Here is a 14629-nt window from a genome sequence, read left to right as displayed (position 1 = left end):
CCATGTTCTTGAGACACCAGACCCGGCCCGTCAATGTAGGCGGAGTCATCATCGGGGGTAATAACGAGGTTGCAATTCAAAGCATGTGTACGACCAAAACCGCTGACGTAGAAGCTACAGTGGCTGAAATTCTGCGTCTGGAAGAAGCAGGCTGCCAGATTGTACGCGTAACCGTCAACAATGAGGAAGCGGCTGCGGCGATCAAAGAGATCAAGAAGCAGATTCATATTCCGCTCGTAGCGGATATTCATTTCAACCACAAGCTGGCGCTGCTGGCGATTGAGAACGGCATCGACAAGGTGCGGATTAATCCCGGCAATATCGGCCGCCGCGACAAGGTAGAGGCAGTAGTCAAAGCCTGTAAAGAGAAAGGCATTCCAATCCGGATCGGCGTTAACGCCGGCTCCCTGGAGACTCATCTTCTGGAGAAATACGGTTATCCGACACCGGAAGCGATGGTCGAAAGCGCCCTATATCATATTGGTATTCTCGAAGAGCTGGATTTCCATGATATTATCGTCTCGCTGAAGGCTTCCGATGTCCCGATGGCAATTGAAGCATACCGCAAGGCGGCGGAGGTCATCCCTTATCCGCTCCATCTAGGCATTACCGAGTCCGGTACGCTGTTCGCCGGAACCGTGAAGAGCTCAGCCGGTATCGGTGCATTGCTCTCAATGGGTATCGGCAGCACTGTGCGGATCTCGCTTAGCGCAGACCCGGTTGAAGAGGTGAAGGTAGCCCGTGAGCTGCTCAAGACCTTCGGCCTGATCTCCAATGCGGCTACGCTGATCTCCTGCCCGACCTGCGGACGTCTGGATATCGATCTCTTCTCCATTGCCAATGAAGTAGAAGAATACATCTCCAAGCTCAAGGTACCAATCAAGGTGTCTGTACTCGGCTGTGCGGTTAACGGCCCCGGAGAAGCACGTGAAGCGGATATCGGTATTGCCGGTGCCCGCGGTGAAGGCCTGCTGTTCCGTTACGGCCAGATGATCCGCAAGGTCCCTGAGGCTGAACTGGTATCCGAGCTGAAGAAGGAAATTGATGTGATTGTAGAGCATTTTGAACGGACGGGTGAAATTCCGGGCCGCAAGCATGCCAATCTGGCTCCGGCTGTACAGCCGGGTAATGCTTAAGTTAAAAGGTTCAGCAGATTTTCTCTGCAATAACGTACTCATATAACAATTAGCTATACAACAAATCCCCTTAGCTTCCGGAGCATCCGGAGTTTAAGGGGATTTTTGGGTTTTCTGCTGCTGTGACCGGCCTTCTGCCGGTTTCCCGGGCGGCTTCTGCTTCAATAGCTTTACCCGCACCAGCGCGATAATATAGAGCAGGGCCGGTATAATCAGCAGGTAAATGGACGAGAATTTCATCCACACTGTAGCGATGATCTCATTAACGTAGACGGTGTTAATATAGGTGTTCCAGGCGATGATCATGAACAGGGCGGCTAAAGGATAGATCAGATGATTCTGCCGCTTCAGTCCGAATATGCTGCGCAGGCCCTGGAGCATGGACAGGAACAGCACGGAGATTTTGATGAAATAGGTCAGGATCCAGATCGTAATCAGAATACCCTCCACGCGCTGCAGGATGTTGCCGATATTGATCGTTTTAGCCAGGGCGTATGCCGGAAAGGTGCTGTTCTCCGTCTGTTCGATGCCGAGCACAAGCACGCTGAGCAGAACGATGCTACTAAGGACAAGATCACCTGCAGCGGCTCCGAGGAGGTAGGCACGTTCACGGGGCTTATTCCGCTTGACCAGCGGAAGGAAGACCATCAGCACAATCAATTCCTGAAAAATAGAGGTCTGCAGTCCGGCCTGCAGCACCGGCATCCATCCCTCCTCCAGCACAGGCTTGATGTAATTCCATTCGATCTGCGGAACCAGGGCCAGAATGAGGATGAGCAGCAGCACCACTACCCACGGGAAGAACAGCTCCCCGACCCGGGCCACAATGATAAGCCCTTTACGGGCGCTGATGATAGCGGCAATCAGAAAAATGATCTGCACCACCTCAGGCGGTGTTTCGGGCATCACCTCACCGGAGACAAAGAAGCCGAGATTGCCCAGCAGCGTGCCGGTCAGTGAGATGAAGTAGAACAGGTAGACCAGCGTCAGCAGCTTGCCGGGCCATTTTCCAATCACCGATTCCAGAATCTCATACAGGGACTGTCCGGGATACAGCCTGGAGAGGGCGATATACAGCAGCACCATTATCAGATTGATCAGCATGCTGACCAAGGAGGCAATCCAGGCATCTTCCCGGGCTATGTGGGCGATTCCGCTCGGGGTCACAAGAATGGAGGTGCCGATGGTGAAGCCGAAGGTCAAGATGAAGAATTGCAGTGCGCTTATACCGGTTTGCCGCTTCAAGGCCAGCCGCCTCCCTCCTCATAGTTAATCATCCCGGGAACAGCTGAACGAAGCTGCGGGCCCAGTCCAGCACCCGCCACTGCGGGAGCCCGGCCATAACCCCGATAGTAGATGCCAGAGCAACAGCCCATATCCCCAAAAAGACAAGCAGATCCCGGCGCGAGCGCAGCTTGATAAGCTGAGGTATTTCGAACACCGGCACCAGAAGCAGTGACAGGAGTAAAAAGAGGCTCCAGCTCATTTCTGCTCCATCTCCTTCTGCTGCGGCTGTACAACCGAACCGATCCGGCGGATGTCGACATCTGATTTAACGCTGACCTTAACTGACTGGAAGCTTTCGGCCCAGTGCTTGCGGTAGCTTCGCCATAGTTTCGGGTACTGCCGGTGCAGCTCCTCGCCGAGTCCAAAAATATCTGAGTCATATTCCTCCTGCACCAGCCGGATGTTGGCAGTCATCAGATTATTGAACTTCCCTTCGATCCGCTGCTCCAGCTCCCTGATGCTGGCCGTTTGGCTGAGATCCATTCTGCTGTGGAGCGCAGTGAGATTGGCCTCCGCTTTTAGATGAATAACGAATTCGGGCTCTTCCTGCTCATTGATTGAAATCCTGATCCGGCTCTTGGCATTGGTGATGATAAATCCTGCAACTCCGCCGTCAGGACATTCTACATTGCCTTGGGTCGATTCCACCTCATTCAGCACATAATTGACGGTTTTACTCGGGCCTTCACCCAGCCAGCCGATCAGCTTGTCCTTCTTGAATACGGCGATGCCGGCCTGCTTGATCAGCGATTTGGGGATGACGCTCTGCACATTTTTGAGCGAGCCCTGCTCTGAAGTGTCGCCCTCCAGCTGTACACCCGACATGATCGGATTGGAGCCGCCGCGCTCCAGCTCTACGATGAATTGCTGCAGCGTTACTTTTCCGGTGCCTGCCCAGTTTTTGTGGGCGACCAGAATGGAGGAGTAAAGAGAGTTGGCCGGGATCTGCTCAAAGGGGGTGATGACATCGAGTATGGTGGACGCTTCGGTGTGTTTGGCTACCAGCAGAAAGAAATCCGTACGCAGCTCATGGTTGCGGGTAATAAAATCCACGGCATCGCCCACTCCCTGCCTCGCGAAGGCTTCCCCGAAGACAAGCACACGGATATGAGCCAGGTACAGATTACGCGGAGTGGTGCTTAACATACGCTGGAGCGCTTCGGGAATCGTTTTACCCTTCGCTTTGTAGGTCACAATCGGCAGACTTCCATTGGCCCCTCCCGACAGGCTGCCGGCCTGACCGGGATTCATCACCTGGGCCGATACGGCGTAGCCGTCCTTGTCGAGATCTACGCCGAGCGCCATGACGATGGCCAGATCATTAAGCTCCCTGCGGCTCCAGCAGCCGCTAAGAACGGTCAGGCTGATGAGCAGCAGGATGCAGCTGAGTGATTTTGTGTGCAAAAGACAGCCCCTCCTTTTCCCGCCATAATCAGCTCGGGCCAAAGTACCGATTCTTCATCCGCTGTGACAGCCTCAGCAGTGTATCCTTCTGTGCTCCCCGGCGCAGCGGTGCGAATGAGCTCATATAAGGAACGCCCAGCGACTCCAGGCTGCAGAGATGCAGAGCGAGGATAATCAACGCAATTACTATGCCGTACAGGCCGAACGAAGCGGCAATTGCCATCAGTACGAACCGCAGCATCCGCACGGAAATGCCCACATTGAACGCCGGCAGGGCAAAGTTGGCGATCGCGGTAATCGCGACAACAATGACCATGGCTGCAGATACAAGCCCGGCATCCACCGCCGCTTGGCCGATTACGAGAGTTCCGACAATCGAGACGGACTGGCCGATCGACTTCGGCAGCCGGATGCCTGCCTCGCGCAGAATTTCGAAGGTAACCTCCATAATGAAGGCCTCCAGAAAAGCGGGAAACGGAATGCCCTCACGCTGGCCGATCAGGCTGATCAGCAGGGTGGTCGGGATCATCTCCTGGTGAAAGGTCGTAATGGCGATATAGAACGACGGTGTCAGCAGGGCAAGCAGGAAGCAGAGGTAGCGGAGCATCCGGACCAGGCTGGCAAAATCACTGCGCTGGTAGTAGTCCTCACTGGACTGGAAAAACTGGACAAGCAGCGCCGGAACAATCAGCACAAACGGTGTGCCGTCCACGAGAATGGCGATCCGCCCTTCCAGGAGGGCTGAGGCAGTTACATCCGGCCGTTCGGTATTGTATACGGTGGGAAATGGGCTGTAGCGCTTATCCTGGATCATCTCCTCTATATAGTTGCTCTCCAGCACGCTGTCGAGCTTCACGGCATCCAGCCTGCGCCTAAGCTCCTCCAGTGCCGCCATGTCTACCCTGTCTTCCATGTACATGACGGAAACGGAGGTCCGGGTGGCTGCGCCCAGCTTCCGCTCTTCAATCCGCAGCTGCGGATTCTTGACCCGTCTGCGGACAAGGGCCGTATTCTCGCGCAGCGATTCCGTGAAGCCCTCCCGCGGACCTCTTACGACGGACTGGGAGGTAGCATCCTCTACAGCGCGCTGCTTCAGATTTTCGGTCCCTGCAGACAGGGCTGCTACAGCCTGCTCGATATACAGAATCGTGTTGCCGCTGAGGATTTCCGCTTCAATCTCCTCCAGAGTCTGTACCTCACCTACTTTGCCGAGCGTGATCGTCCGTTCTTTTAACAGCTTCAGCCCTTCGCCGGGCTCTGCGCCGTCCATCTCCGCAAACAGGGGCAGATCGCGGTGCAGTGACTCAATCAGCGCCTGGGGATCGGCCATTCCTTCTATGAAAACAACGGCGGCAGAGAAGGGGCCCAGGGCCAGAAAACGGTAGATGATATCCGTGCTCCTCCCCAGCCGTCCGCGCATCGCCTCCAGAAAAAGCGCCAGCGAACCGGGCAGCTGGCCTTGCGGTTCCTCCGGATGATGCTTCTCAGTCATTTCGATCTCCTCCTGTCCGCTCAGTATTTCCGCCTGAATATGGTAGTATGCAAAAAATAGTGCAGTACGATTCCCCTCTGCGGCGTTTATGAATTTCCGAAACGGCTATACTACCAAGTAGTAGCCAAAAGAGCCGAACAGATAGAATGAATGAAACAGGAGGATGACCTATGCAACTCAGTATACTGCTGATGATCGTGCAGCTCTTTTTCGCGCTGGTTATCGGCATTTATTTTTGGAATCTGCTGCGTGGACAAAAGACGAATAAGACTGCGGTGGACCGGGAGTCACGCAAGGAGCTGGACAAGCTGCGCAAAATGCGGATGATCTCTCTGACCAAGCCGCTCTCGGAAAAAACACGTCCTGCCACTATTGGAGATATCGTCGGACAGAAGGACGGGCTGCGTGCGCTCAAAGCGGCGCTGTGCAGTGCCAACCCTCAGCATGTCATTATCTACGGGCCTCCGGGAGTCGGCAAGACGGCAGCTGCCCGTGTGGTGATGGAGGAAGCGAAGCGGAATCCGCTGTCGCCTTTTAAGAATGATGCAAAGTTCACGGAGATTGATGCGACTACGGCGCGTTTCGATGAGCGGGGGATTGCCGATCCGCTGATCGGCTCTGTACATGACCCGATCTATCAGGGGGCCGGGGCGATGGGGATCGCCGGTGTGCCGCAGCCGAAGCCGGGTGCGGTGACGAAGGCGCACGGGGGCATCCTGTTCCTCGATGAGATCGGCGAGCTGCACCCGATTCAGATGAACAAGCTGCTTAAGGTGCTGGAGGACCGCAAGGTGCTGCTGGAGAGCGCGTATTATAACTCCGAGGACAGCAATACGCCTGCTTATATCCATGATATTTTTCAAAATGGCCTGCCCGCCGATTTCCGGCTGGTTGGAGCCACCACCCGCTCGCCGGACGAGATCTCACCGGCACTGCGTTCGCGCTGCATGGAGATCTATTTCCGTCCGCTGCTGCCGGAAGAGATTGAGGTTATTGCCAGGGATGCGATTCAGAAAATCGGCCTGAAGCCTAGTCCGGAAGCAGTGGCTGTAGTCCAGCAGTATGCGACGAATGGCCGAGAAGCAGTCAACATGATCCAGCTGGCCGCAGGGCTTGCGCTCACCGAGCAGCGGGATACACTAAGTGCCGCGGAGGTGGAGTGGGTGGCAGGAAGCAGCCAGCTGCCGCTGCGCACCGAACGTAAAATCCCATCCTCGCCGCAGATCGGGCTCGTCAACGGGCTCGCCGTCTACGGGCCGGGCATGGGCACGCTGCTTGAGATCGAAGTCTCCGCCGCACCGGCGAAGAACGGCCAGGGCAGGCTCAACATTACCGGAGTAGTCGATGAAGAAGAGATTGGCGGCGGCTCACGGACCATCCGCCGCAAGAGCATGGCCAAGGGCTCTGTCGAGAACGTGCTCACCGTGCTGCGCATGATGAACCTGGAGCCGGACCGCTTCGACCTGCACGTGAACTTCCCCGGCGGGACGCCGATCGACGGCCCGTCCGCCGGTGTGGCCATGGCCGTCGCCATCGTCTCGGCCATCCGCCAGCTGCCGGTGGACAACACCGTTGCCATCACCGGCGAGATCGGCATCCACGGCCGCGTGAAGCCGGTCGGCGGCGTCATCGCCAAGGTCGAAGCCGCCTTCCAGGCCGGCGCGACCACCGTCTTCATCCCCAAGGACAACTGGCAGTCCCTGTTCGCCGATGTCGCTCCGCTCCAGGTCATCCCTGTCGATACCGTGGACGAGGTGTTCCGCAGCCTGTTCGGTGCGGGTACCGCCGACATCCGCCTGCCGGCGGTGTCGGGGGAGACGTTCTCCTCGCCTTCTCTGCTGAAGGCGGATGCTGCGGGTGAGGGGTCGCAGGCTTAGGGTGAAGAACAGTATAAAGAGGCTGCCTTTGTGGAGGGCAGCCTCTTGTGCTTGTTAAAGTAACAAATTTTACATACATATTTGGTAATTTGCTGGTATTATATTAAGGTGATGTAAAATTAATGAGTAGATTAGGAGTACGCAATGCGAAACAAGCCGTTACATAGAAAGCATATTGTTACTGTTCTGATTATCTTGTTACTTCTTCTATCATTCCTGTTGCCGGTAAAAGCGAATATTCTCGGATAATAATAGTGCCAGATATACATATCATATGAAGTACATACTGCAAGACAAGCTGTTTCAAAAGCCGGAGGAATGTTCTCCGGCTTTTTGTGCTGGCTGTACTATTTTCGCTTAATCCCTCATACATATGGGTAATAATCCATACAAACAATTCAGCAAAGGGGGATTCTCATGCTACACGAATGGAGACGCAAGTGGAACGATTTTCTGGCCGGGTATTATGAAACTCTTTATGCCGATTGCCTCGTCCCTGCGAAGAGAGAAGAGCTGCTGTTGAAAGCCCGCGAGCATTCATACAGATCCTATAGATTGAGCCGGACGCCGTGAGGCGTCTTTTTATTTACGCTGCCCTGACATATTCTTCTGAGGAAACACGGATAATACATATGAATTGTCCTGCGATTGAATATTAACGTCTGCTTTATGCTTAGTCAGTTGGTGTTTTCAACCTGCTTTTGTTAAAATGATGTATATGACATAACTTGAGAACCATGGGAGGTGCGAAAGCGATGATGCCAAACAAATCAAAAGGTCGTCGTTTTCCTTTATTGCCGCTTAGAGGTCTTCTTGTGTACCCTAGCATGGTTCTGCACCTTGACGTAGGGCGCGAGAAGTCCGTTCGTGCACTGGAAAAAGCTATGGTTGAAGATAACCTGATTCTCCTCTGCTCCCAGTCGGAAGTGAATATTGAGGAGCCTGGACAAGAAGATATTTTTCGGGTCGGCACGGTCGCCAATGTGCGGCAGATGCTGAAGCTTCCGAACGGCACGATCCGTGTGCTGGTGGAGGGAGTGGAACGGGCCGAGATTATTCATTATACAGACAATGAGGAGTATTACGAGGTTATGGCGCGTGAGCTGCCGGAGCAGGAGGATGTCGATCAGGAGAGCGACGCCTTGATGCGTACGGTACTCAGCCAATTCGAGCATTACATTACGCTGTCAAAGAAGGTTACTCCAGAGACGCTGGCAGCCGTATCGGATATTGAGGAGCCGGGGCGTCTGGCCGATGTGATTACAAGCCACCTGGCGCTAAAGATCAAGGATAAGCAGGAGATTCTGGAGACCATCGATGTCAGCAAACGTCTGGAGAAGCTGCTCGACATTCTCAACAATGAGCGTGAAGTGCTGGAGCTTGAGCGTAAGATCAACCAGCGCGTGAAGAAGCAGATGGAGAAGACCCAGAAGGAGTATTACCTGCGTGAGCAGATGAAGGCGATCCAGAAGGAGCTGGGTGAGAAGGAAGGCCGGGCCGGTGAAGCCGAAGAGCTGCGCTCGCAAATGCAGGAAAAGAATCTGCCGGAGCGGGTACAGGAGAAGATTGAGAAGGAAATCGACCGTCTGGAGAAAATGCCGGCAAGCTCGGCCGAAGGCAGCGTAATCCGCAATTATGTCGACTGGCTGCTTGGACTCCCGTGGAGTGAAGAGACGGAAGATGATCTGGATATTCAAAAAGCGGAGCAGGTGCTCGACGCCGATCACTACGGCCTTGAGAAGCCGAAGGAACGCGTCCTGGAATACTTGGCGGTACAGAAGCTGGTCAAACAGCTGAAGGGTCCGATTCTCTGTCTGGTAGGGCCTCCAGGTGTCGGTAAAACCTCACTGGCCCGTTCCATCGCCCGTTCCCTGAACCGCAAATTCGTCCGCATCTCGCTGGGCGGGGTACGTGATGAAGCTGAAATCCGCGGTCACCGCCGCACTTATGTCGGCGCAATGCCGGGCCGGATTATCCAGGGGATGAAGACGGCGGGAAGCATCAATCCGGTCTTCCTGCTCGACGAAATCGACAAGATGGCTTCAGACTTCCGTGGTGATCCATCTGCCGCTCTGCTTGAAGTACTCGATCCGGAACAAAACAATACGTTCAGCGACCACTTTGTGGAGCTGCCGTTCGATCTGTCGAACGTTATGTTCGTGACTACAGCCAACGCTGTACACAACATTCCGCGTCCGCTGCTCGACCGGATGGAGATGCTCTATATTCCCGGTTATACGGAGCTTGAGAAGCTGCAGATTGCCAGCCGCTACCTGCTGCCGAAGCAGCGTAAGAATCATGGGCTAGATGAAGGACAGCTTATTATTGAAGACGACACGCTTCTTAAAATTGTCCGCGAATACACCCGGGAATCCGGAGTGCGTAATCTTGAGCAGCAGATCGCAGCGCTTTGCCGTAAGGCTGCGAAGCAGATTGTCTCCAGCGAGAAGGAGCAGGTCACTATCCTGCCTGCTGAGGTCAAAGATTATTTGGGTGAATCCAAGTACCGTTATGGAATGGCGGAGCTGGAGGACCAGATTGGTACCGTAACCGGGCTGGCATGGACCGAGGTCGGCGGCGATACGCTGCTGATTGAAGTGACGGTTGTTCAGGGTACCGGGAAGCTGACGCTGACCGGTAAGCTGGGAGATGTCATGAAGGAATCGGCGCAGGCTGCCTTCAGCTATACCCGTTCCAAAGCAGAGGAACTGGGACTGGCACCCGACTTTCATGAGAAGAATGACATTCACATTCATATCCCTGAAGGTGCGATACCGAAGGACGGTCCGTCTGCCGGGATTACCCTTGCCACCGCGCTGATCTCTGCACTTACTAAGCGTTATGTCTCTAAGGATGTAGCGATGACGGGAGAGATTACCCTCCGCGGACGTGTTCTGCCGATTGGCGGACTCAAAGAGAAGTCACTTGCCGCCCACCGGGCCGGTTACAAGAAAATTCTGCTGCCGAAGGATAACGAACGCGACCTCAAGGATATTCCGGAGAGCGTACGCAACGATGTGGAGTTCATCCCGGTATCCCATATGGATCAGGTGCTCCAGCATGCGCTGGTAGACGGGCAGGGAGCCATTAGCAGTAAAGCGCCGAGTAGTGTGCATTAGAAAGGAAGTTCTATTTGAAAGTTAATAACGCCGAATTTATCATCAGCGCCGTAGGCCCTGATCAGTACCCGATGGACGCCTTGCCGGAGATTGCTCTGGCAGGGCGCTCCAACGTCGGTAAGTCTTCCCTTATCAACCGGATGATCAACCGCAAGAATCTTGCGCGTACCAGTTCTACACCGGGTAAGACCCAGCATATGAACTATTACCGGGTTAATCAGGATATGTATTTTGTCGATTTCCCGGGTTACGGTTATGCGAAGGTATCCAAGACCCAGCGGGCCTCATGGGGCAAAATGGTTGAGAAATACATGGAAGAGCGTGAGACACTGAAGCTTATCCTGCTTGTTGTAGATCTGCGTCATCCGCCGACAGGCAACGATAAAATGATGTTTGACTGGCTCAAGCATTACGACCTGCCGCTCTGCGTGGTAGCAACCAAGGCAGACAAAATTCCCAAGACACGCTGGCCGAAGCACATCAAGATCATGAAGCAGGAGCTCGGCGTGTTGCCGGGGGATAACTTTATTCCATTCTCATCGGAGCTGGGGCTTGGCCGTGATGAGCTATGGGCACTTATTGAGGATTACAGCAGAGTTAATGAAGCAGATCAGCAGCCAGAAGAAGAAGCAGTTGAACAGGAGGAGCTATCACAAGAATAGAGGGATGGTTATGGCTCAGCGATTGGCTACAGAATATGTAAATGCGACTCTGCAGATGACAGAATTTCAGATGAACCAATTTCTGCTTACTGCCGACACCTGCTATATCAGCCACCGGGTTAAGGTGGTCGGCGGCGGTGAGCAGGTAATTGTTCTTGAGGAGACCGGTGGAGAGGAAGTACGCTTCACGGTAGCGAACAAACGCGGGATTTACTGGTGTACGTTATCCTGCCGTGTGGTCAATCCGCATCTTAACAATGCTATCCGCAAGCTGTTCATTACCTATAAAGGCTCGGGGACTATTAATAGAATTTATCAAGGGTTTACTATGGTCTATTACTATGAACACGGCTCTGTACGCCGGATTTCAGAGCTGACGGCTTCGGGCAGTAAGCTAATCTACCAGCACAAGCACTCTCTGTCAGAGATAGTGGCCGTATATAAGTCGGAAGCAGTGGAGCGGGAAATTGCTGTGCTGCGCTGTAAAGCCGACGGGTTACTCGATATTCGCAACTCATTGCGTTCTGCAGAAGAAATTAACGATATTGATAATGAGCTTGCCTCAATAGCCGAAACTTTGTTTTATCTGGAAGCTTAGGCTACAATACAATAAGATCACATAACTAGCAATCATTTCCTAGTGAAATGGTTGTATTTTTTTGATAAAACTATACAATACAACTGGAAAAGGACCGATAAAAAGTATATGATAGATATTCATAGCCACATTTTGCCTTTTATGGATGACGGAGCTGCCGACTGGGAAGCGGCCCTCGCCATGGCACAGGATGCTGTACAGGACGGTATTTCCACGGTTGTTGCAACACCACACCATGCGAATGGAGTGTATATGAATCCCGCCCAGACTATTGGACAAGCGGTGGAGCTGCTGAATGATAGAATCCGGCAGGCTGGACTTCCGCTGCTTGCGCTTCCCGGTCAGGAGATCCGTGTCTACGGGGATCTGTTGAATGATCTGGAGCAGGGTGAACTCCTTACGCTGGCTAATACGCGGTATATTCTGCTGGAAATGCCTTCTTCACGTGTGCCCCGCACCATGGAGGAGACGTGCCACGAGCTGGTGATTCAGGGTTATGTGCCGGTTATCGCCCACCCGGAGCGTAATGCTGAGGTTGCCAGTAATCCTGCCAAGCTTGAGAGATTAATAGAGCTGGGAGCGGTGGGTCAGGTAACTGCCCAGAGTCTGGCCGGAACCTTTGGCAGTAAGCTGCAGAGGCTGTCTGTTGATCTGTGCCGGCGGAACGCCGTTCATGTGATCGCATCGGATGCACACGATAACAGTCATCGTCCGTTTGGATTGAGCGAGGCTTACAAGATTATTGAGAAGGAACTGGGTCCTGTGGCTTACGACAATTTCCGCCAAAATTCGCAGAGAATCATCGACAATGAGGAGTTAATTCGAGCTAATTATAGCAATTCAGGCAAGAAGCTTCATAGAATGTTCGGATTTTTTTCTCGTAAAGGGTGACCTATCCTTTGAATAATGGTAGAATGGTTTTTACTGGGTTATTGTTACAATTTATCAGATTAGTATGAGTTAGGGCGAAACTTTTCTGGCATTACCGCAGTATAAGAGTTATTACTACATAAGAAGAGGTGGATGACAAGTGAGTTTGAAGAAGAAACTGGCAGTATCAACTCTAGCAGTAAGCATGGCGGCAGCATCCGTTGCAGGGTTTCCATTCAGCAGCGAAGGACTGGCTAAGCACCTTGGCGTGAGCGTAGCATCTGCTGCGACTGGCACTACAATTATTGACACACTGAAGACCCGTGCAAGCGTGCTTTACGCATCGCTGACTGCTGATGAGAAAGCGATTTTACGTGATTTCCGTACAGAACTGCAAGGTCTGTCCCAAGCGCAGCTGGCAGCAGACTTCTCACCTGTAGTGGACAAGCTGACTTTCCTGGACAGCGCGGATAAAGCACTTTTCTACGAACTTTACAGTGAACTGGTTAATTCTTATTTCACAACTGATTTCTCGGCAGTGACTGATATTCAGCAGTCTCCGAACTACCAGGCCTACAAAAACCTGCTGAAAAAGGTAGCAACTAACATTGGTGTACCTAGCCTTACCGTAGATGATCTGTACAACACACTCTTCGGATCAGCTGGTGTTGAGCAGACTCTTATTCCAGTTCTGAAGGGTAAGGGCGAGGCTGTAATTGCAGCAGCGCTGCTTGATCCGAGCAGTGAGCTGTTTAAGCAAGTCGAAACAGCTGTATACGGCGTAAAGGTTGGCAGTTCAACAGTTAAGGATGTAGTGTATGGACTGAATGATTTCAATGTTACTAAGGCTGACTTCAGCGAAGTTAAAACTAACCTGGAGCAATCTATCTCACCTGCAAAAGCTAAGGCAGCTGCACTTGTGCTGGCTCACGCCTACTATAATGCTTATCTACAGCCAACTGATCCGGGAACTAACCCAGGAACAACTAATCCGGGAACTGGTGTAGTTACTAATCCTACTGCAACCCCAGGGATTTATGATGTATCTGCTCTGGTAAGTGTGGTTAACGGTAAAGCAACACTGAAGCTGGTTGACGCTGACGTGCTGAAAGCTTTTGATGCTCTGCTGGCAGCAAACCCTGGAAAAACCGGCTTGACACTTACATTGAATCTTGGAACTGTGAACGCAACTGTTGTTGAAGTTCCGCTGTCTAAAGCGATTATCGAAGCTGCTAAGGCTAAAGGTATTGCCAATATCGCAATTACGTTTAATGGTCTGACAGTTACTATTCCGGTAGCCCAGTTCAGCGATGCTGTGACACTGACAGTTACCAATGAAGCTGATTCTACAGTAACCTCGCTGACAAGCCAAAAGCTGGCTTCCAAGGTCTACTCTTTCGACATGACAGTAGGCGGCGTAGCAACAACAGTCTTCAAACAACCTGTGACTATCAAGCTTCCACTGGTTAACACAACAGGCCTTGATAAAGAACTGTTGTCTGTAGCGAAGGTTGTATACGGAGCCCTTCAATACCAGGGTGGTGTTGTAGACGGTGAGCACATCGTTGAACCGCGTGATACATTCTCTTCTTATGCAGTAGTTGAGAACAAAGTTAGCTTCAACGATATTGCTAATGTACAGGCTTGGGCTGGCAGACAGATTCAGGTTGTAGCTGCTAAGGGCGCAATCGAAGGTATCGGCTCCGGTAAATTTGCTCCTAAGAGCAATGTAACCCGCGCTGAATTCTCCAAGATGCTGATCCGTGCGCTGAACCTTGAGAACAGCACTGCAACTGAAAGCTTCAGTGATGTGGCTTCCACAGCATGGTACGCTCCTTATGTTGCAGTAGCAGCTGAGAAGGGTATTATCACTGGACGTAACGCTTCGACCTTTGATCCAAATGCAACTATTACCCGTGCTGAGATGGCTACAATGATCTCCCGTGCAGTTAAATCCATTAACCCTGCTGCTGTTACAGACGCTTCCGCACTGAGCAAGTTCTCGGATGCTGCTAAGATCAGCGCTTCCCTGAAAGATGGCGTGGCATTTGCAGCCAGCAATAACCTGGTAATTGGTAATGCCGGTAAGTTCAACCCTAACGACACTGCTACTCGTGCAGAAGCTGCCGTTATTATCTACCGTACTATTAACTTCAAGTAAGAAGTATGTAAAGAAGCAAGTGG

The 14629-nt window shown here is 52.6% G+C and carries 12 protein-coding genes; 8 read left to right on the top strand and 4 right to left on the bottom strand.

Going from position 1 to position 14629, the window contains the following annotated elements:
• Positions 1-2 precede the first annotated feature (2 nt).
• Entirely contained in the window at positions 3-1136 is a 1134-nt protein-coding gene (ispG, locus tag R70723_RS25255; protein WP_039876555.1) for a flavodoxin-dependent (E)-4-hydroxy-3-methylbut-2-enyl-diphosphate synthase, read from the top strand.
• 93 nt (positions 1137-1229) lie between these two features.
• Here ispG and R70723_RS25250 read toward each other — a convergent pair whose 3' ends face one another.
• Genes R70723_RS25250 through R70723_RS25235 form a run of 4 tightly spaced genes read right to left on the bottom strand, consistent with a single transcriptional unit; the run spans position 1230 to position 5319 of the window.
• Entirely contained in the window at positions 1230-2381 is a 1152-nt protein-coding gene (locus R70723_RS25250) for a GerAB/ArcD/ProY family transporter (protein ID WP_039876552.1), read from the bottom strand.
• Positions 2382-2409: 28 nt separating this feature from the next.
• Positions 2410-2622 carry a hypothetical protein gene (locus R70723_RS25245; RefSeq protein ID WP_039876551.1) on the bottom strand — a complete coding sequence of 71 codons (213 nt, stop codon included), beginning with the start codon at positions 2620-2622 and terminating at the stop codon, positions 2410-2412.
• Positions 2619-3827: a Ger(x)C family spore germination protein gene (locus R70723_RS25240; RefSeq protein WP_039876548.1), complete on the bottom strand. Its 1209-nt coding sequence runs from the start codon at positions 3825-3827 to the stop codon at positions 2619-2621. Before R70723_RS25240 ends, R70723_RS25245 begins: the two co-directional genes overlap by 4 nt.
• Positions 3828-3855: 28 nt before the next feature.
• Complete coding sequence (locus R70723_RS25235) at positions 3856-5319, bottom strand: spore germination protein (protein WP_039876546.1); 1464 nt, start codon at positions 5317-5319, stop codon at positions 3856-3858.
• Positions 5320-5489: 170 nt separating this feature from the next.
• Here R70723_RS25235 and lonB point away from each other — a divergent pair, with 170 nt between their 5' ends.
• From lonB to R70723_RS25205, 7 genes are all read left to right on the top strand, one after another.
• Positions 5490-7196, top strand: coding sequence for an ATP-dependent protease LonB (gene lonB, locus R70723_RS25230; protein ID WP_039876544.1), 1707 nt, complete (start codon positions 5490-5492; stop codon positions 7194-7196).
• 417 nt (positions 7197-7613) lie between these two features.
• The gene (locus R70723_RS33585) at positions 7614-7769 is read left to right on the top strand and encodes a hypothetical protein (protein WP_156123845.1); all 156 of its coding nucleotides are present in this window, start codon (positions 7614-7616) and stop codon (positions 7767-7769) included.
• Positions 7770-7951: 182 nt separating this feature from the next.
• Positions 7952-10315, top strand: a complete 2364-nt coding sequence (gene lon, locus R70723_RS25225) for an endopeptidase La (RefSeq protein ID WP_047171228.1) — start codon at positions 7952-7954, stop codon at positions 10313-10315.
• A gap of 14 nt (positions 10316-10329) precedes the next feature.
• Positions 10330-10977, top strand: coding sequence for a ribosome biogenesis GTP-binding protein YihA/YsxC (gene yihA, locus R70723_RS25220; RefSeq protein ID WP_039876542.1), 648 nt, complete (start codon positions 10330-10332; stop codon positions 10975-10977).
• A gap of 10 nt (positions 10978-10987) precedes the next feature.
• Positions 10988-11575, top strand: a complete 588-nt coding sequence (locus tag R70723_RS25215; protein ID WP_039879257.1) for a hypothetical protein — start codon at positions 10988-10990, stop codon at positions 11573-11575.
• Between the two features lie 108 nt (positions 11576-11683).
• On the top strand, positions 11684-12466 hold the full coding sequence (locus R70723_RS25210) for a tyrosine-protein phosphatase (RefSeq protein WP_039876540.1): 783 nt from the start codon (positions 11684-11686) through the stop codon (positions 12464-12466).
• 139 nt (positions 12467-12605) lie between these two features.
• Positions 12606-14606 (top strand): S-layer homology domain-containing protein, encoded by a 2001-nt coding sequence (locus tag R70723_RS25205; RefSeq protein ID WP_039876536.1) that lies wholly within the window; start codon positions 12606-12608, stop codon positions 14604-14606.
• Positions 14607-14629: the final 23 nt, after the last annotated feature.

Source organism: Paenibacillus sp. FSL R7-0273 (assembly GCF_000758625.1).
In the GTDB taxonomy this organism is placed as follows: domain Bacteria; phylum Bacillota; class Bacilli; order Paenibacillales; family Paenibacillaceae; genus Paenibacillus_AQ.
This window is presented reverse-complemented; position numbering and strand designations above follow the sequence as displayed.